The sequence below is a fragment of the Weissella thailandensis genome, assembly GCF_005405465.1.
GTDB lineage: Bacteria > Bacillota > Bacilli > Lactobacillales > Lactobacillaceae > Weissella > Weissella thailandensis.
On sequence record NZ_BJEC01000018.1, the window covers coordinates 1 to 20,024 of the forward strand.

General features: G+C 39.1%; 20 protein-coding genes, 1 rRNA gene and 1 other annotated feature. Of the genes, 1 reads left to right on the top strand and 20 read right to left on the bottom strand.

What is annotated here, in order from left to right:
• From FFM62_RS08015 to FFM62_RS08030, 4 genes are all read right to left on the bottom strand, one after another.
• Positions 1–174 (bottom strand): 16S ribosomal RNA (locus FFM62_RS08015); the annotation flags it as partial.
• Positions 175–600: 426 nt separating this feature from the next.
• A complete protein-coding gene (locus FFM62_RS08020; RefSeq protein ID WP_115471488.1) occupies positions 601–987 on the bottom strand; it encodes a hypothetical protein in 387 nt (128 codons plus the stop codon).
• Between the two features lie 18 nt (positions 988–1,005).
• Positions 1,006–1,407 (bottom strand): CvfD/Ygs/GSP13 family RNA-binding post-transcriptional regulator, encoded by a 402-nt coding sequence (locus FFM62_RS08025; protein ID WP_335673819.1) that lies wholly within the window; start codon positions 1,405–1,407, stop codon positions 1,006–1,008.
• A 60-nt stretch (positions 1,408–1,467) separates the two neighbouring features.
• Positions 1,468–2,052, bottom strand: coding sequence for a peptidylprolyl isomerase (locus FFM62_RS08030; RefSeq protein ID WP_115471489.1), 585 nt, complete (start codon positions 2,050–2,052; stop codon positions 1,468–1,470).
• Between the two features lie 135 nt (positions 2,053–2,187).
• Here FFM62_RS08030 and FFM62_RS08035 point away from each other — a divergent pair, with 135 nt between their 5' ends.
• Complete coding sequence (locus tag FFM62_RS08035) at positions 2,188–2,850, top strand: VTT domain-containing protein (protein ID WP_115471490.1); 663 nt, start codon at positions 2,188–2,190, stop codon at positions 2,848–2,850.
• Positions 2,851–2,915: 65 nt separating this feature from the next.
• Here the strand turns inward: FFM62_RS08035 and rpoZ are convergent, their stop codons facing one another.
• The 16 genes from rpoZ to mutS all read right to left on the bottom strand — a co-directional run bounded on the left by rpoZ (position 2,916) and on the right by mutS (position 19,993).
• Positions 2,916–3,119, bottom strand: a complete 204-nt coding sequence (gene rpoZ, locus FFM62_RS08040) for a DNA-directed RNA polymerase subunit omega (RefSeq protein ID WP_075270075.1) — start codon at positions 3,117–3,119, stop codon at positions 2,916–2,918.
• The gene (gene gmk, locus FFM62_RS08045; RefSeq protein WP_075270076.1) at positions 3,116–3,733 is read right to left on the bottom strand and encodes a guanylate kinase; all 618 of its coding nucleotides are present in this window, start codon (positions 3,731–3,733) and stop codon (positions 3,116–3,118) included. The genes rpoZ and gmk overlap by 4 nt, the downstream gene beginning before the upstream one ends.
• Positions 3,734–3,807: 74 nt before the next feature.
• The gene (gene recN / locus FFM62_RS08050; protein WP_115471491.1) at positions 3,808–5,499 is read right to left on the bottom strand and encodes a DNA repair protein RecN; all 1,692 of its coding nucleotides are present in this window, start codon (positions 5,497–5,499) and stop codon (positions 3,808–3,810) included.
• Between the two features lie 24 nt (positions 5,500–5,523).
• On the bottom strand, positions 5,524–5,967 hold the full coding sequence (locus FFM62_RS08055) for an arginine repressor (protein WP_075270078.1): 444 nt from the start codon (positions 5,965–5,967) through the stop codon (positions 5,524–5,526).
• Positions 5,954–6,802: a TlyA family RNA methyltransferase gene (locus FFM62_RS08060; protein ID WP_115471492.1), complete on the bottom strand. Its 849-nt coding sequence runs from the start codon at positions 6,800–6,802 to the stop codon at positions 5,954–5,956. The genes FFM62_RS08055 and FFM62_RS08060 overlap by 14 nt, the downstream gene beginning before the upstream one ends.
• Positions 6,793–7,665 (bottom strand): polyprenyl synthetase family protein, encoded by an 873-nt coding sequence (locus FFM62_RS08065; protein WP_115471493.1) that lies wholly within the window; start codon positions 7,663–7,665, stop codon positions 6,793–6,795. Before FFM62_RS08065 ends, FFM62_RS08060 begins: the two co-directional genes overlap by 10 nt.
• Positions 7,666–7,669: 4 nt before the next feature.
• A complete protein-coding gene (locus FFM62_RS08070) occupies positions 7,670–7,888 on the bottom strand; it encodes an exodeoxyribonuclease VII small subunit (RefSeq protein WP_115471494.1) in 219 nt (72 codons plus the stop codon).
• A gap of 1 nt (position 7,889) precedes the next feature.
• A complete protein-coding gene (xseA, locus tag FFM62_RS08075) occupies positions 7,890–9,152 on the bottom strand; it encodes an exodeoxyribonuclease VII large subunit (protein ID WP_115471495.1) in 1,263 nt (420 codons plus the stop codon).
• Positions 9,137–10,027, bottom strand: a complete 891-nt coding sequence (locus FFM62_RS08080) for a bifunctional 5,10-methylenetetrahydrofolate dehydrogenase/5,10-methenyltetrahydrofolate cyclohydrolase (protein WP_115471496.1) — start codon at positions 10,025–10,027, stop codon at positions 9,137–9,139. The genes xseA and FFM62_RS08080 overlap by 16 nt, the downstream gene beginning before the upstream one ends.
• Positions 10,028–10,204: 177 nt before the next feature.
• Positions 10,205–10,747, bottom strand: a complete 543-nt coding sequence (locus FFM62_RS08085; protein WP_210727728.1) for an ECF-type riboflavin transporter substrate-binding protein — start codon at positions 10,745–10,747, stop codon at positions 10,205–10,207.
• Positions 10,748–10,829: 82 nt separating this feature from the next.
• Positions 10,830–11,324 carry a hypothetical protein gene (locus FFM62_RS08090; RefSeq protein ID WP_115471498.1) on the bottom strand — a complete coding sequence of 165 codons (495 nt, stop codon included), beginning with the start codon at positions 11,322–11,324 and terminating at the stop codon, positions 10,830–10,832.
• Positions 11,325–11,589: 265 nt separating this feature from the next.
• Complete coding sequence (gene nagB / locus FFM62_RS08095; RefSeq protein ID WP_115471499.1) at positions 11,590–12,318, bottom strand: glucosamine-6-phosphate deaminase; 729 nt, start codon at positions 12,316–12,318, stop codon at positions 11,590–11,592.
• Between the two features lie 176 nt (positions 12,319–12,494).
• Complete coding sequence (gene thrS, locus FFM62_RS08100; protein ID WP_115471500.1) at positions 12,495–14,474, bottom strand: threonine--tRNA ligase; 1,980 nt, start codon at positions 14,472–14,474, stop codon at positions 12,495–12,497.
• Positions 14,475–14,556: 82 nt separating this feature from the next.
• Positions 14,557–14,759 (bottom strand) — a binding site (T-box leader).
• Positions 14,760–14,803: 44 nt separating this feature from the next.
• Positions 14,804–15,265 (bottom strand): flavodoxin, encoded by a 462-nt coding sequence (locus FFM62_RS08105; RefSeq protein WP_115471501.1) that lies wholly within the window; start codon positions 15,263–15,265, stop codon positions 14,804–14,806.
• A 28-nt stretch (positions 15,266–15,293) separates the two neighbouring features.
• On the bottom strand, positions 15,294–17,321 hold the full coding sequence (gene mutL, locus FFM62_RS08110; protein ID WP_115471502.1) for a DNA mismatch repair endonuclease MutL: 2,028 nt from the start codon (positions 17,319–17,321) through the stop codon (positions 15,294–15,296).
• A 14-nt stretch (positions 17,322–17,335) separates the two neighbouring features.
• Positions 17,336–19,993 carry a DNA mismatch repair protein MutS gene (mutS, locus tag FFM62_RS08115; protein WP_115471503.1) on the bottom strand — a complete coding sequence of 886 codons (2,658 nt, stop codon included), beginning with the start codon at positions 19,991–19,993 and terminating at the stop codon, positions 17,336–17,338.
• Positions 19,994–20,024: the final 31 nt, after the last annotated feature.

The window sequence follows — 20,024 nt, forward strand, 5'->3', positions numbered from 1 at the left end:
ATCCCCTGCTAAGAGGTAGGTTACCCACGTGTTACTCACCCGTTCGCCACTCTTTGTCAGATAAAATCAAATCAGAGCAAGCTCTTCATATCAATTAAAGACAAAGCGTTCGACTTGCATGTATTAGGCACGCCGCCAGCGTTCATCCTGAGCCAGGATCAAACTCTCATTTTAAAAGTTTGAGTATAACTCAATTTGTTGTTATTTGTTTAACAGAAGTTAAACGAATTTATTAGTGTATTGACTTCACAAATGTTTTGTATCAAGTAAATCACTTGATGACCCTACACATTTGTTTCATCGAAACGATATTCAGTTTTCAAAGAACTATCTCGTTAGAAAGCGTTTACTCAACGCCAGCTATATCAGAATAACAACTTCGCGCAACATTGTCAAGAAATTTATTAACTAACAATTATTGTTTGACGTCTATTGCTCTAACACAACTTAATAATCATATCTTATTAAATCCTGATTGTCAACATTTAATTTCAATTGATTATTATTGAGTTTAAATGAATAATGTAATCTTTCCTCAAAACTCAACTTTTTAATAATACCTAATTTACGAAACAATTGCAAGTGTTTTTCAAAATAAAATTAATCTAATTGCATAACTCCTGTCATATCAACGTTTTTCAAAAAATCAACCACGTCCTTGGCATTCACGAACTGCAATCCAAGTAAACTTAATCGATCCAAATTTAAGTTTTCTGAATCAACTGGTTCAAATGTGTATAGAGAAACCAAATCTTCTGGCGAATCCAAACCTTGCGTATGCCAAGCTGCTAACTCACCAAAACGCAAGTTATCCATATTAATACCTAATTCATCTTGCATACCACTAACAAGTGATCCTAGAGCAGTGTCACCGTCATGTTTATGCATCTTAACTGTGTAGAACTTTGGTTCCGGTACTTCATCTGTTACTAAAAAATATGACTGTTCATTTCGCGTAAATATAATTGTTCCTGCAATAAGTGACATATTCGTCTCCTTGTACTCCTATTGATGTAAACGTTCAAGTGCTTCATTGATCATCGATTGCCCAGACTTAGAAATGGTATCAAAGCCTATCTCTAAATGTTGATTCGTCCAATAATGATGTTGAATATATTTATGCTCTTGTTTTACATTTTCAATATCTAGTGGCGCTTTATCATAACCATCAAGGACTGTCCGTCTAGAAAGAGATATCTTATGACTATATAAATCAATATCTAGAATCATGACACGGATTGGTTCGCCAACCTTTATTTCATCCCCAATCTCGTGAATAAATGCTGAACGACACTCAGATATATGAATTAACCCTTGATGTTTTTCATCAAGCTGTACAAAAGCACCATAGGGTTGTATGCCAGTTACAACCCCTTCTAAGACCTGGCCGACATGAAACGTCATCATTATACCTCCTATATACAATATTAAAATATATGTATCCGAGAAAGCATCCCGGCTTATTAATTAATCAGTTACTGTTGCTTTTAAAATTTTGATATCTGTCTTTGGCTTATCGGCAAAGTCAACTTTTTGATTTGCCATGTTATCAATAACATCCATGCCTTCGATAACTTGACCAAATACAGTATGGTGCTTATCTAACCATGGGGTCCCACCATTCTTACTATATGCTTGAACGATTTCATCAGGAACCATTCCGTTAAGTGATTGCAACATGCGTTCTGGTACCTTATGTGCTTGGACAATAAAGAATTGTGAACCATTTGTATTTGGACCAGCATTTGCCATTGACAAAGCGCCCCGCAAATTAAAGACCTCATCCGAAAACTCATCGGCAAATGATTTACCCCAAATAGATTCACCACCCATACCAGTACCGGTAGGATCACCACCTTGAATCATAAACTCATTAATAACACGATGAAAAATGATGCCATCATAATATCCTTGTTTAATTAAACCAACAAAATTTTCAACTGTTTTAGGTGCTTGTGTGGGGAACAATTGTACTTTGATGTTACCTAACGTTGTTGATAAAGTCGCGATTGGTCCTGACACTTCACTTATATCTAATTGTGGAAAAGCCATTATATTTCTCCTCTTAAGTTATGTTAAATACACTGGGGTTATTATAACATATAACGTACATAGGCTTAAAAAAGTGCTAAACTAGAAGCTAAGTAATTTTTAGTCAATTGACAAATATAGGAGTTTAAACACAAAATGGTTCAAATTATCGATATATTCCTCCATCTTGATGTTCATTTAAATAATCTAGTAAATACATGGGGTGGTTGGTCATATGCTGCTCTATTTGCCGTTATTTTTATCGAAACAGGTGCTGTTGTACTGCCGTTTCTACCCGGTGATTCGTTACTATTTGCAGCTGGATCAATCGCCGCTCTATCGGGTAACTCACTCAACCATTGGGTATTAATGTTACTATTTTGGATTGCTGCAACCACTGGTGATTCGCTTAACTTTTGGTTAGGACGAACGGTTGGTTTGAAACTAGTCCGTCACCCTATTTTAGGACGCTTTATCAAGGAAAAGCACTTACAAGAGGCTAATGAGTTCTTTGTGAAGCACGGTAAAATGGCTGTTATTCTAGGTCGGTTCTTACCAATCATCCGAACATTGGTTCCTTTCACTGCTTCAATCTCAGGTTTTCGATACCGAAACTTTATCGGGCTAGAAATGATTGCGGTTACCTTATGGGTCGTCGTTGCTGTCGAAGCCGGTTATTACTTCGGTGGTAATGCGTTCGTCAGCGAACACTTCTCAATAGTCCTCATCGGTATTCTATTTGTTTCAGCATTACCAGCCATTATCAGTGCTGCTCGTCAAATTATTGTCTCAAAAAAGCAAAAACAGATTGAAAAATAATTATCGTCTATAAAAAAGAAGACGGACTTTGTTGAGTCCGTCTTCTTTTTATGTATTAAACTTACTTATTTGTTTGTATCGTCAATAACCACATTACCAGCTTCTATTTCTTCAAAAGCTTGGCCAATTGGCTTAACTGAATCGAACTTTGACAAAGTAGGCAATTCACCTTGCTCCAATCCATGAGCTCGTTTTGCGCCTAAAGCAATTAGCTTATAACGTGAATCAACTTTCTCTAATAATTTATCAACAGATGGGTATAAAATCATGCCTCTAACTCCTCAATCATTTTAATATACTCTGGCAACACACGGTTAACGCGTAATCGCTCAACTTTAATAATATCTTTAATACGATTAACAGCCAATGAAACTTCATCATTAACAACTGCATAATCATAGTTCGCCATCATACGAATCTCAGCAGTTGCTGCTGATACACGACGATCAATAACATCCATCGCCTCTGTACCACGACCAATCAATCGTTCTTTCAGGGCAGCTAAATCAGGTGGTGTTAAGAAAATATAAGCCCCTTCTGGCATTTTTTCTTTCACCTGTAGTGCACCTTGTACATCTATTTCCAATAGAACATCTCGTCCTGCTGCTAATGTTTGGTCAATAAACTTCTTAGGAGTACCATAATAGTTTCCTACATATTCAGCATATTCCAACATATCGCCATTTGCAATTTCTGTTTCAAATTCTTCGCGGGTCACAAAAAAGTAATCTTCACCGTTTACCTCACCATTTCTGGGCTGTCTAGTAGTCATTGAAATAGAATATTGAAAATCAATATCTGGTTCCTCGAATAAGGCCTTTCGTACAGTACCTTTTCCCACGCCAGACGGTCCAGATAGTACGATTAATACGCCACGTTTCATGGTACACTTGCTCCTAACTTTTTATTTAGCTATTTAAGTAGACATTTTACTCGTTTTTTCTCTTTGAGACAACTTTATTCCTCTGAAATTTTATTATCATGGGCTCTTTTGAGTAAATCACGGGCATTTTCTTTCGCAGCAGGCGTTAATTCATCACCTGATAGCATCCGAGCTAATTCATCCGTTCGTTGTTCTTCTGGTAATTGTCGTACCACCGTCTCGGTACGTTCTCCCACTACTTGTTTCTCAATGAAAAAGTGGTGGTCAGCAATGGCAGCTACCTGAGGTAAATGAGTAATCGTGAGTACTTGCGAGTAACGGCCAATAACAGCTATTTTTTCAGCAATTGCCTGAGCAACACGACCAGAAACACCCGTATCAACCTCATCAAAAATTATCGATGTTACCCCTTGTTCTCGCGAGAAGATGGTTTTCATAGCCAGCATCATTCGTGAAAGCTCACCACCAGATGCAATTTTGGCTAATGGCTTAGCACCTTCACCCAAATTAGTTTGAATATAAAACTCAACGATATCAGATCCCGTCGCAGTTAAGCGCTGTTGCTCAAACTTCACCGAGAAAACAGCCTTATCCATGTACAAATCTTGCAATTGCTCATGAATTTGCTTTGCTAGCGACGTTGCCGCTTCACTTCGAATATCATGTAGCTGCTCAGCCAAGGTATTGGCTTCTTTTTTAGCAAGTTCTACCTCGTCAGCTAATGCTGCTGCACTCTGCTCACTGCCACCCATTTGGGCTAATTCGGCATCTACTTTTTGTTGATGTTCTAACACATCAGTGACTGTCGCACCATATTTCTTTTCCAATGACCGAATCAAATTTAAGCGTTCATCGACAAATTGCAAGCGTTCTTCATCAAACTCTAAACCATCACGAACCGTTAATATATCCGAACTTGCTTCTTGTAATTCATAATAGGCACCTCGCACAGCCTCAGTTAACCGCGCATAACGAGGTGATAGTTCTTCAATATCTTCTAACTCACTCATTGCCGTCGCAACAGTTTCTAAACCATTATGTTCCCATTCACCACTTAATGCTTCGTAAGCCTTTGACAAGGCAGTTAGAACGTCTTGAAAATTTGATAACTCTTGATATTCAGCTTCAAGACGTTCTTCTTCACCAGCTTCCAAGTTGGCTTCATTCAATTCATTGCTTTGAAAACTTAGCATATCTAGACGCTGTGCCCAAGCTTGTTCATCCGCTTGTCGTTGACGATAAGCATCTTCTAAACGACGATACTTTTTATAAGCCTGACTGTAGGCCGCCATAACAGGTTGCAATCGATTTTTAGCAAATTCATCTAACAAACTTAAGTGACGTTCAGGTTGCATTAAAGCCTGATGTTCATTTTGACCATGAATATCTACCAAGTGACTACCTAATAATTTTAAAGCTGTCGCATTGACTAATGTATTATTGACTCGAATAACATTGCGTCCATTTCGATGCAATTCTCGATGAATCAGCAGTTGGCCATCTTCTAAAACAATGCCTAAATCATCGAGAATCGCTGATAACGCCGTATTTGGTTCAACATCGATCAATCCCTGCAAAATTGCTGTATTAGTACCTTCTCGTATGTAATCTTGTGAACCGCGACCACCTGTTAGCAAACCAACCGCGTCAATAATAATAGATTTTCCAGCACCAGTCTCACCTGTTAATACCGTCATCCCCGGTTCGAAACTAATATTTAATTTTGGAATAATCGCAAAATTTTGAATTGATAGTTCTTGTAACATGCGTCCTCCTCAAGTGTAGCCAATTTACTGTAATTGTTGCGTAACAAACTCACTTGCTTGTACATCTCTATTTAAGATGATCAGTACATCTGAATCATCACCTAACATACCAAACAGCTCATCAAAATCGGCTTCTTCTAAGGCTGATTTCAAGGCAGGACCCGTACCAGGCAACACTGTAATCATCACAAAATTATCTTGCGTACGAATCGTCGTCGTTGGCTCTTGAATAATTCTCTTTATACGTACCAATGCATCAGTTTGTGCCACAATTGCGTAAGCAAACCCTCCTGTTTCAAGAGGTACTTTAACTAATTGCATCTCCGAAATGTCACGTGAGATGGTCGCTTGGGTCACTTCCCAACCGACCCGATTTAATTCAGCAACCAGATCCTCTTGCCGTTGAATATTTTTTTGTGCAATCAACTCACGAATTGCCAATTGTCTTTCTTTTTTAGTTTTTCTCATCTACTTGACCCTCGCGATGGGCATTTAACTGGGAATGTGCTGATTGTACAACGGTCTCTCTGTCAGCCGCCGTCATTGTACTTTCCCCGCCATCCAATACCAGATGTGCAAGAAATTCAATATTTCCCGAACCACCCTTAATTGGTGAATAGTCTAACCCAATCATGCTGAATCCTGCTTGTTTGGCATAATCAGCAACTTTATCAATAACTTGGCTATGAATAGTCGCATCTTTTACAATACCGTGTTTACCAACGGCTTCACGTCCTGCTTCGAATTGCGGTTTAATCAATGTCGCAACCGAACCGCCATCTTCTAGAATTTTAGCCAAAGGTGGCAAGATAAGATTCAATGAAATGAATGAAACGTCAATCGTTGCTATTTGTGGTTGTCCATCTTGAAAATCCGCCAGTTGTGAGTACCGAAAATTAGTATTCTCCATCACGATAACACGTTCATCAGAACGTAATGACCATACTAACTGATTCGTCCCCACATCTAATGCATAAACTAATTTTGCACCATTTTGCAATGAAACGTCGGTAAAGCCACCCGTTGATGATCCAATATCCAATACCGTTTTATTTGCCATATCAATGTCAAATACATGTAGTGCTTTTTCTAATTTAAAACCACCCCGTGATACATATGGCATGGGAGATCCCTTCAAATGTAACTCCGTAGTAACTGGTATTTTTTCACCAGCCTTATCCATTCGTTGCTCATTAGCACCTAAGATTTCACCAGCCATAATGGCTCGCTTTGCCTGTTCACGTGAAGTAAATAGTCCTTGTTGTACCGCTAAAACATCAACGCGTTCTTTTTCTATTCCCATGTTTGCTCCAATGTTTCTGTAAAATAATCTAAGAATGATGCCAATAATGTTGTATCTAATCCCGTAGCTTTTCCAAACTGTGAAAGTGCTGTGTTAGCATTGTTTACTTGTGTTTTTAATGCCGAAACAGTTTGGGGTAATCCCAGAATAGTTGGATAAGCTTGTGATTCCACCTTACCTGCTTGATAATCATCAATATCATCTTTGATTTGAAATGCTAACCCATATGCCATACCAAAATCACGCAAGATCTTTTGAACTTTTTCATCTGCGTTAGCCATAATGGCACCAGCTTGTAGTGCGTATGCAATCAAGGCGCTTGTTTTATGATAGTGAATCGCCTGTGTTTCAGATAATGTCACGACATCTTTCTGCATTGCTTCAATATCTAACACCTGGCCAGCTACCATACCAGCACCACCTGAATCATTAGCCAAGGCTGTGACAAGTTGTACACGCTGTGCGTCACTCAATGGTTGATCTGCCGCAGTTAGCCATTTAAAAGCTAATGGTTGTAAAGCATCCCCCGCTAAAATCGCCATATCCTCACCAAAAGCCCGATGAGTAGTGGGCTTGCCTCGTCTTAACTCGTCATCATCCATTGCTGGCAGGTCATCATGAATCAAACTATACGTGTGTACCAATTCTAACGCGCTAGCTGCTTTAAGATAATTGTCAATCGGTTGCCCATAAGTCTGGAGAACCGCCAATGATAACATCGGCCGGAGACGTTTACCACCTGCCAGCACCGCATACAACATGGATTCCCGCAGTGTTGATAACGAAACATCATTTGTTAATTCAGTTTCTAAGGTTTGCTCAATTTTAGGTATCACAATCTTTGAAAATTCTTTTAACCGCATCAGCCTATTCTCCATCGCCAAAATCACTAATGCTGCCATCCTCGTTCACAATTTTAGCGAGACTAGTTTCAGCATCTTGTAGTGTTTTTTGTAAATCTTGACTAATTTTAATACCAATTTCGAATTGTTTGAGGGCTTCTTCTAGCGGAACGTCACCTTTTTCCAATTGGCTAACAATTTTTTCTAAGGTTGCTAGATTCTCTTCAAATGTTTTCTCTGCCATTTTACTTCTCTTTCTTTTCGGTAACTCGGGCAACGATTTCACCATCTGATACTTGAACCGTGATGTCTTCATCCAACGCGACTTGTTTTAATTGCCGAACCACTTCAGTATCTTTTTTGGTCACACTATAACCACGACCCAACACAGCTAATGGACTCACCAATTGTAAGCCAGACGCAGCTTGACCAAAACGCTGTTTAGACTGGGTCATTTCATGTTGCATACTCATTTTTAATCTTGGCAATAATGTCTCCACTTGTTGCTTTTGCTGTGCAATTTGCGCTGTAACTGTTCTAATCAACTTGTCTTGCGCAATGTCCAAGCGTTGTAAATATCCTTCGTACAATCGTTCCGGATTCGTTAATACGTAACTTTGTTGTATCCGTGTTAACTGATCTTTACGTTGCGCAATTTCACGTTGTAACAACGTGACTAGCTTTTGCTGATTTTGTTGAATAGCCAACCATAAATCTGCTAAGGGCATTGGTGTCGCCAATTCCGCAGCAGCAGTCGGTGTTGCAGCACGTTTATCAGCAATGAAATCAGCAATAGTTGTATCCGTTTCATGTCCCACAGAACTAATTACCGGAATCTTGACCGTTAATAACTGTCGGGCAATCTTTTCATCATTAAACGCCCATAAATCTTCTATCGATCCACCACCACGTCCAATGATCAACACATCATAATCCTGCGCTTGATTAACCGCTTCAATCTGTCGACATAAGGAAGGGACTGCGCCATCTCCCTGCACAACCGCTGGATATAGGACAATTTCAGCAATCGGATAGCGTCGCTGCACTGTTGTCATAATATCGCGGATAACTGCACCACTTGGCGATGTAATGACTGCAATTTTCTTAGGAAACAGGGGTATCTCCGCTTGCCTAGCCTGAAATAAGCCTTCTTTATCTAATTTTTCTTTTAATTGTTCGTATGCTTGATATAATGCACCGACACCATCAGGCGTAATCGTTTCAATAATCAGGCTATACGACCCATTAGGTGCATAAAGATCCATGTGACCACTAACATTGACTTTCATACCTGGTTCCAATTGGAATTTTAAACGGTTAAAAGCTGACTTAAACATCGTGACTGACAAAACTGCTTGATCATCTTTGATTTTAAAATATTGATGGCCTGGTCGTTGACGATAATTGGAAATCTCTCCTGTTACATAGACTTTTTTTAAATATGGATCAGCTGTAAACTTACGCTTTAAGTAAGCAGTTAATGCTGAAACCGTTAAATACTCTGCCATCCTTGCTCCAATTCTATTTGGTGATGCTTCGCAGCAAGTTCCACTGTGGTTTGTAGTAATGTTGCAATCGTCATCGGACCAACACCACCAGGGACAGGTGTAATGGCGCCAGCAACTTTTTCAGCTGACACAAAATTCACATCACCAACTAACTTATTATTTGGTAATCGATTCATGCCGACATCCATGACAACAGCCCCTGGCTTCAAGTCAGCGCCCATTACTAAATCAGGAACCCCTGTGGCAACCACGACAATATCTGCCATAGCTAATAACTCACGACGTAATGTCGCTGGTGTGTATTGATGTAATAATGTCACACTAACATTAGCAGCTTGTAATAGTGCAAACATTGGTCGACCAACAAGAATTGAACGTCCAATAACAACCGCATGTTTATTTGTTAAATCAATTTTCTCATGCTGTAACATGGTCATAATACCACGCGGTGTATTAGCAACGGGATAATAACCTACTTGGCCAGCATATAAGCGACCAATATTTTCGGGATGGAAACCATCAACATCTTTTTCCGGAATAATGGCTTCTTGTACTTTCTGTTCATTGATTTGTGATGGTACCGGACTTTGCACAAGAATTGCATCAATCGTATCATCAACATTTAATGCAGCTACTTTAGCTAAAATCTCTGCTTCAGTTGCCGTGCTTGGATATTTAAACGTTTCTGCATGGACACCTACTTTATTAGCCGCACGTTCTTTGTTACGAACATAGATTTCACTTGCCGGATCCTCACCTACTAAGACCACAGCTAAACCCGGAATTACCGATTGCTCTTTTAAAATAGCCGTCTGTTCTGAAACTGCGCTACGTAGTTTTTTAGCAATCGCTTTACCATCAATAATCTTCGCCATATTACCCTCACTTTTATTCATTCTTGTGCATAAATTTTATCACACAATCACGCTTTTAACCACGTATAACTCAATATAAAAAGCGAATAAATCGCTTAATTTTAACGATTTATTCGCTTTCTATATTGAATATATAGCAACTATTTAACTTCTATCTTATGTGCATAAATATTGGAACTAATTAACAGCAAAATGCTGGTAAATCTTAAATAGAATTGTCCCAACAATTGCAATGACTAAGGTGTTTACTAAGACAATCAATCCGCCCTCTTTCATTGATTCTACAAGTGACAGATTGTAGACCCAGTGATCTCCTAAAGGTGCAATAATTAACCAGACAACAATATTCGCAAGTAATTGCCAAATATTAAACAAGACCAACTTTCTTGTTGTTAATTCACCAATAAAAATTGCTAAACGCCGGGTAATCAAACCAATGAATAGACCAAATAAACTATCGGCAATCGTCCAAGTCCACCACACAGTTGCCGTTGTACTATTAACCAATGCGTCACTTGTCGCATGACCAATAAAAGCTGTCACCGCACCTGAAATTGGTCCAAAAATGGCTGTTACCAACGATAACCAGGCTGGTGCCAAAGTAGCATTCTCCGTGGTATCACCGATTTGAACCGCTAAATATTTAAACAGAATTATGAAAACAATAATACTAATGATTGTACCAATCACTTTATGTGATGCGATAACATTATGTTTCATTATTTAATTCCTCCAATATAACTACCGACACCGTGTGCCCTAAACAATCAAACATTTCTCGACCAAGTTATGTATGCAAAGATTACTTTGTTTCATCTTCAGCAGCTTTTTCTGCTTCTTTTTCCTCTTCAATTGCTTTTAACTTATTTTCATTGATTACTTCAATTTGTTCATTAAAAAATGAGGCTATTTTTTCCTCAACAGATGTTGCATCATCCAAGAATGACTGTGCCGACGCCGCCTTTTTGATAATCAAATGTGATTTCGTCACTAATGGATGTTCCACGATCATATACAATGATACTTCCGTCTCTGGATCATTAATAACAATTTTACGAATCGCATTAGTATAACGAATTGGCAAATTAATAAGACTCGTTTCCAATCGTAAACTAATGGGCTCTTCCTCGTTAATTAACACTTCTGCACTAAATATTTGATTGTCAGCAACGTTCTTTTCAACAAAAGCAAACAACTCATCTAATGCAATCGTCGCTTGATCAGCAGCTTCAAATGTTTTTTGTTTATAATTTTCTTCAGTCAAGATTTCAATGAAATCATTTCCTGTCATTTCCATGGGTTAACCCCTCTTCTCTAACTTTATATATAAGTTTAGCACACGGAACACGTTTTACACTAGCCACTGTATTGAACAGCGTGTGAACAAAAGCGGTTTGAATTTGGTTGTATACACAACGCAACAAAAAAACTTGTACCAGATTTAATCTGTGAGGTGTACCCCGAAAGTTAAAGCAACAATTTAACTTTCGGGGTACACCTCATTAATCTGACACAAGGTTTTATTTTAATAACCTTTTTTATATAGACTTAAGCTATTTTCGTTATTTCACAATAATATTTTCACGATTCTTGATCTTAGCAGCTGCTGCGTGATCCACAATCACTGTGACATCTGAATGTGTTTGTAAAGCACTTGCTGGCATATTTTCTGTAACAGGTCCCTCAACCATTGCTGCGACAGCGTCTGCTTTATTCTCACCATAGGCAACTAATAGAATTTTCTTAGACTTTAAGATACTACCAATCCCCATTGAAATAGCTCGGCGAGGCACATCATCTTCATTAGCAAAAAAACGTGCATTGGCTGCAATCGTTGATGGTGTTAAGTCGACAGCATGTGTTTGACTATCAAATGACGTTCCTGGTTCATTAAAGCCAATATGTCCGTTTTGACCTAAGCCCAATAATTGCAAATCAATTGGGTGGTTAGCGATGACTTTATCATAACGCACAGTTTCCGCTTCAATATCATCAGCTAACCCATTAGGCACATAACTTTCTTTAAATGGCTTCGCATTGAATAGGTTTTGATTCATAAAGTAACGATAGCTCTGGTCATGCGTCCCTGCTAGTCCTTGATATTCATCTAAATTAATTGAAATTTTGTCTGAAAAATCAACATCGCTAGCTGTTAATGATTGATAAATTGAAATAGGTGATGAACCGGTTGCTAAACCAAACACTTGTGCTTTATCTGCTAAGGCTTGTTTGAAAATTTCAAACCCAGCTTGACCGCCTGCTTGTTGATCTTTTACTTCAATAATTTTCATGATTACACTCCATTTATAACGTTTTGGTATAGACCAATAGTATACCATTCACAATAAAATTGCAATCAAAACAATTCATCACTGTTACTCAACACAAGCATAATAAAAAAAGCTGAGACAAAATAAATTGTCCCAACTTCATTATGTTTAAAATTTATTCATGATGAATAATAGGTCTATTCACCCTTAACGGCTTTTTCAAGCGTATCCAATGCACGTGAATGGTTAGCAATATCTGCAAGTAAGTCTTTCTCAAATTGATCAACAGACTTAACATTCGTATCACGTGAACCGAAGCGACGAATCGTAACCGTATCATTTGAAACTTCCTCATCCCCAATAACTAGCGTATATGGAATCTTCAATGATTGTGCGTTACGAATCAAGTAACCTAATTTCTCATTGCGGCCATCATATTCAGCACGAATACCTTGCTTAACCAAACGGTCCGTCAATTGTTGTGCGAACTCACCATGGGCCTCACGGTTAACTGGGATAATACGTACTTGATGAGGAGCTAACCATGTTGGGAAGGCCCCCTTATACATCTCAGTTAGGTATGCAGTAAAGCGCTCCATCGTTGAAATAATACCACGGTGGATCATAACTGGGCGATGCAACTCACCATCTGAACCGACATAAGTAACGTCAAAACGCTCTGGTAGTAAGAAGTCCAGCTGAATAGTTGATAATGTCTCTTCACCACCCAAGGCTGTCTTGATTTGTACATCCAACTTTGGACCGTAGAATGCCGCTTCACCTTCGGCCTCAAAGTATTCCAAGCCCATGTCATCCATGGCACCCTTCAACATACGCTGTGCTTTCTCCCACATGTCGTCATCATCAAAGTACTTCTCAGTATTCTTAGGATCACGGTATGACAAACGGAAACGGTAATCAGTGATATCAAAGTCTTTGTAAACATCGACCATCAACTGCAAGATTTTCTTGAATTCATCTTCAATTTGGTCAAGCATCACAAAAGTGTGACCATCATTTAAGGTCATCTCACGGACACGTGACAACCCAGTCAACGCACCTGACTTTTCATAACGGTGCATCATACCAAGCTCAGCAACACGGAATGGCAAATCACGGTATGAACGTTGTTGGTGCTTGTAGACCATGATATGTGATGGACAGTTCATTGGACGTAATTCTAAGAATTCACCATCGCCCATATCCATTGGTGGGAACATATCATCACGATAATGATCCCAGTGACCAGATTGCTTATATAGGTTTAGATTTGACAAAACTGGCGTATAAACATGTTGATAACCGTCTTGTACTTCACGGTCAACAATATAACGCTCTAATGTACGACGAATTGCGGCACCATTAGGCATCCATACGGCTAATCCTGAACCAACTTCTTGTGACGTAAAGAATAGATCTTGATCGGCACCAATCTTACGGTGGTCACGTTCTTTAGCTTCAGCACGGCGCTTCATTTCAGCATCCAAGTCATCGGCATTCCAAAATGCAGTTCCATAAATACGTTGTAGCATTGGATTAGATGACTTACCACGCCAGTAAGCACCAGCAACAGATGTCAACTTAAAGTGCTTGATCCAACCTGTTGATGGCACTAAACCACCACGGTCCAACTCAACATGTTCACCTTGAACGGCAATTGAAATGTGCTCATCAGCAGGTAAATCATTAATTAATTCAATTTTATATGGATCATTCTTGAACATCTCCAAAGCTTCATCGCGGGTAATCTCGCGAGATACAATTGGTAAGTTCTCTTTAACGATCCGCTTCATCATCTTTTCAATTTCAGGGAATTGTTCAACTGAAATTTGGTTTCCTTCAACCTTATCAGTATCGTAATAGAAACCATTAGAAATAAATGGTCCAACCCCATAATGAATCTGATCTGGGTAAAGACGATTCAAAGCCTGTGCCAATAAATGTGACACAGAATGACGAAGTAATTGTAGACCTTCTTCGTCATCTTTTGTAATTAATTCAAAATTACCACTCTCTTTGATTGCATCATGCATACCAACATATTCGCCGTTTAACTTTCCAGAAACGGCCTTTTTAGCTAATGATGTTGAAATACTTTTTGCAATTTCTAATGGTGTCACATCAACTGGAAATGTTTTTTCTGCACCATCTGGAAATGTAATTTGTACATCTGCCATAATTATTTCTCCTTAATATCTGTTGTTGATTAAATCACATCGAAATAAAACAAAAAGCGTCCCGTTATCAGAATTCATCCGATAACGGGGCGCTTATACACGGTACCACCCGAATTTATAACAGTAAAACTGTTACACTCTCATCCCTTAACGCGGGAAACGTTGCCGCTTATATCACAGCACACTCGGAAATAGTACCGCCTGACATATGTTACCAACTCACACCACCGTTGGTTCTCTGTTAACATAACTTGTCAAACGACATGTTTTCTTCAACGTTTTTATATTCGACTATTATTATACCTGAAAAGCTAAAAAATAAAAGGGTTTTATTTCGCTTGCTGGTTAGCTGTTACAATGAGTTGCTTTGTAAAGGCTTGTAATGCCTTAGTAGCTGTTGCATCAGGACTCAAATTAACCTTCACACCTTCAGCACCTTTAATGGCACCCGTCTTTTCAAATTGTTGTTCAAATTTATCAATGGCAACCGCAAAATCATCACCATAGAAATCGTCACCCGACCCTGATACACCGTAAACAATGCCACTAAGATCTGTATCAACTAAGTCTTCATAAAAATCCAATGCTTCATCAGGTAATGATCCCTTATCAAAGGTGTATGGTACCACGACAACGATATCTGTATTTGTGCTTGAAATATCCTGAGGATCAACTAATTGGATATCTTCCTTAGTGACTTCAACTGATTCATTCTGAAATGTCTCAACAATCACATCGGCTACATCTTCGTTATTACCCGTAATCGTTGCAAAATAAACTTTTGCTTGCATTTATCTTTCCCCTTACTTATCTAATAAATTAAAATGGATGATTATCGTATTCAACCCATGATTCGTGAGAATCTTGAATTCGCTTAAACATTTTTTCCATATCTGTGTTCGTAAATGATACTAAGACCGGTCGACCATGTGGGCAATTATAAGGATTTTTAGCCTGTGCTAGTTGTTTCAACAAACCACGAGCTTCATAATCATTCAATGCCCAATTGGCTTTAATTGATCGTTTACATGACATCATAATTGCTGTTTTTTCACGAAAATCTTTTGTTGTAATATTACCGTCACGAAGCAGCCAATCAATCATTTCACGAATAGTCGCTTCTTCTTGACCCTTCACCATCCAACCTGGATGTTCACGAACAATTAAGGCATCCTCGCCAAATGATTCCAAATACAAACCGACCTGTTCCAATTGCGTTTCATGTGCCTGTATTTTTAAAATATCTATTTTGGGATAGTTCAATACAATCGGTACTAACAATTTTTGACTTTCCAGACCGACCTGACTAATCTCTTCACGATAATATTCATATTTAATTCGCTCTTGGGCAGCATGTTGGTCAACAATATAAAAACCATCTGGTGATTGGGCAAATAAAAAGGTACCATGCATTTGACCAATATATTGCAAATCAGGAAATGGTTTATCCTGCCGCTGGTCGTCAGCCACTTCCCTATCTGACCACGTCAACGTCACATCTTCCGCAGCTACCGGATTAGCAACTTCTGTAAATGGCTGAACGTCTTGGCTATCCGAATACTTGGCCACAAAATCTTTTACAGATTTTTCTGATAAATCCGTCGCTTTTGTCACAATCACTGGCTCAACTTCATCATCTTTCGATTGCGTTAGCATTAGATCCGATTGATTATCGGTTGGTGTTTCTGACACCTCATTGTTCTCATGGTGAATATCCTGCGACTGCTGATCAGCATCAGAATGAAAAGTTACTGAAGCTTCCCGTAACTGGGTCATGAATTGATCATTATCATGTTCCGGCTCAACATAGTTCGTTTGTTGGCCTTGCATGTAATTCTCATAAGCATCCGGTACCAGATTTTCGTTAATAAAACGCTGCACAATCATTTCTTCAATCAAAGCCATTAACTGTGGTTCTTTTGATAGACGGACCTCGTGTTTTTGGGGATGGACATTCACATCAACTAACAGTGGATCCATTTTAATTTGTAAGACAGCAATTGGAAAGCGTCCCACCATTAATTTCGACCCATAACCTTTAACAATGGCCTTACTCAAATTATAATTTTTAACAAAACGACCATTGATTAAGATTGAAATATATGAACGATTAGAACGCGTTAACTCTGGTAAAGAAACAAACCCATTGATTTCAAAATCATTGTCATGCGTGTTAACAGCCAACATTTTACGGGCTTGCTGGACACCGTACACACTGGCAATCACCTGTTGTAAGTTACCATTACCTGCTGTCTGCAATAACTCTTTACCATTATGAACTAAGTGAAAAGCAACATCAGGGTAACTCATTGCCAAGCGATTGATCACATCAACAATCTGCGACAATTCCGTTGCTTGAGATTTCAAGTATTTTAAGCGTGCCGGCGTGTTAAAAAACAAATCTGACACAGTAATATCTGTTCCTCGGCGTGCATTAGTCCCCGTTTCAGTAATTAGTTTCCCACCCTGATAGTGTACCTGGGCACCTTGTTGCGCATCATCAGTAGCTGTTTGTAACGTCACATCGGCCACAGACGCAATGGATGGCAAAGCCTCACCACGGAATCCTAATGAGTGCACGCGAAATAAATCCTGACGCGAACTGATTTTTGACGTGGCATGTCGTAAAAAAGCCTGAGCTACTTGATCAGTCGGGATACCATCCCCATTATCAATAACCCGAATCGATTTGACACCTGCTTCTTCAACTAAAATATCAATTTGGGTGGCATGCGCATCTAAAGCGTTCTCTACCAATTCTTTGACAACAGAACCTGGCCGTTCAATTACCTCACCAGCCGCAATTTGATTGGCAAGGATTTCCGATAATTCATGAATTTCAGCCATACATTCTACCTCACTTATTGTATTGTTTGTTGCCACTCATTTAGTTTCATCAACGCTTCTAATGGCGTCATGCCTGCAACATTTGTATTCTTTAATTCCTCAACAACTTGTTTCGTCGCCGGATCGATTGGATCAGGTAAATCAAACAAAGATAATTGTGCACCTGCTTCTGATTCTGTCGTTTGTGGTTGCTCAATTGGCGTTTCGGTTGCTGGCGTATCAGACGTTGCCATAGTGGTTACAGTATCAGCTAGTTGCATCGCTTGCATTGGCGCTGTCTTTAATGATACGTCTTGCGCTTCCAAATTTGCCAAAATCTTTGCTGCGCGATCAATTAAACTTTCTGGTAATCCGGCCAACTTAGCAACATTAATACCATAACTTTGGTCAGCAGGACCAGGTAATACTTTATGTGAAAAAATCAATTCGCCGTTTTCTTCGTTTGCCCCAACATGGACATTACGTAGCGCGGTCAATTCATCTGCCAACGCAGTTAATTCATGATAATGGGTCGAGAATAATGTCTTTGCTTGCGTATGTTGATGAACATACTCAATGATTGCTTGCGCTAACGCCATACCATCATACGTAGCGGTTCCACGTCCTAGTTCATCAAACAAAATTAATGAATGTTTTGTTGCATTTTGTAAAGCCGTATTGGCCTCAGCCATTTCAACCATAAACGTTGAATTTCCTGAAATCAAATCATCAGCTGCTCCAATACGAGTAAAAATTTGATCAAAAACTGGTAAGGTAGCTTCTTCAGCTGGCACGAACGAACCAATTTGAGCCATGATAACGATCAGAGCTAGTTGCCGCATATAAGTAGATTTACCAGACATATTCGGACCAGTGATCAATAAAATCGTATCGCTCGGTTGCATATCAACATCATTAGCCACGTAAGATTGGTGTCCTAACACTTTTTCCACCACCGGATGACGACCTTCTTTTATTGCAATCGTTTGTTCATCGGTCAATGTTGGCCGGACAAAATGATACTTTTCAGCGACAGTAGCTAACGACTGTAAGACATCTAATTGTGCTAAATGAGCTGCTAATCCTTGTATACGCTGAATATTCTCTTTGATAATACCGCGAACTTTAGCAAATAATTGATATTCCAGTTCACTTGACTTTGATTCTGCTTCTAGAATCAATTGTTCACGTTCTTTTAGCTCAGGTGTAATAAAGCGTTCAGCATTGACCAACGTTTGTTTACGTGTATATCGTTCCGGATCCAGCTTTGAAATATTGGCTTTAGTGACTTCAATATAATAGCCGAAGACTTTGTTAAAGCCAATCTTTAGTGAATTAATTCCCGTCTCTTCACGTTCATGTGCTTCTAATTCAGCTAACCAAGTCTTACCATTTGTCATAATATCTCGGTAGCTATCTAATTGTTCATCATAGCCCGCACGAATGACACCACCATCAGTCACCGAAATTGGTGGCTCATCTGTAATGGCGTCACTGATCAATGTTTCAATGTCTGCCACAGGATCAATTTTCGCGTGGAGTTGGCCAAATATTGCGGGATCCAAGTCTCCTAGAATCGCTAATATTTCCGGAACCTGGCGTAATGAATTACGTAATTGCAATAAATCACGTCCATTAGCGGTCCCATAAGCAACGCGACCTACTAATCGCTCTAAATCATATACAGATTGTAACGCTTCTTGTAGCGCTGCACGACCAAAGAAGTCCTTGATTAATTCACCAATCTTATCATAACGTTGGGTCAATAAGTCAGCATCTAACAATGGTTGTTCCAACCATTGTTTGAGGGCTCGACCACCCATGGCGGTCTTTGTTTCGTCTAATAACCATAATAATGTTCCTGACCGTTGTTGCGTCCGTAAATTAACGGTTAATTCCAAATTCGCACGTGAATGACGATCCATTTTTAAATATTGCGCAACTTCATATGCCGTCGCCTGCTGCAAATGATCTAACGAGCGCTTTTGTGTCTCAAACAAATATTTTAATAACGTATCGGCTGCTGTTTTATGGGCCGCTTTGGTCAGGTTCTGTATCAAAAAGGCAATTTCCGCATGTTCATCAGTTTGTTGATCAATTTTAGAAACCAAGATACCTAGGTTAGTTAAACTAGCCTGTAAATCACTTGGTAACTCATCTGCTGTGACAACTTCCTTTGTCTCTAAGCGACTAATTTCATTTAGAACGCCATTCACACTTTGTAAATCAGTTACTTTAATTTCACCCGTCGATAAATCAGTATAAGCTAGCCCATAGTCATCGATATTTGCAATGGCTAGACCAACTAAATAATTGTTTTCCTTAGCTGCATCAGCAGACGTTTTCATTCGTGTTCCGGGCGTCACCAGCTGGACAACCTCACGCTTAACCATTCCTTCTGCATCAGCGGGGTTCTCCATTTGTTCAACCACCGCCACTTTATAGCCTTTATCAACCAAAATATCAATATAATTTTGGGCTGCATGATGAGGCACACCGGCCATTGGAATTGGCTTAGCAGAATTTTTATTACGTTGCGTTAATGTTAATTCGAGAATTTGAGACCCAACAACCGCATCCTCATTAAATAGCTCATAAAAGTCTCCCAGTCGATAAAATAAGAAAGCATCTGGATATTGTGCTTTGATTTCATTATATTGGGTCATCATGGGAGTCGTTTTTGGTTTAGCCATTCTAAGCAATCCTTTCTCTAACAAACAAGAC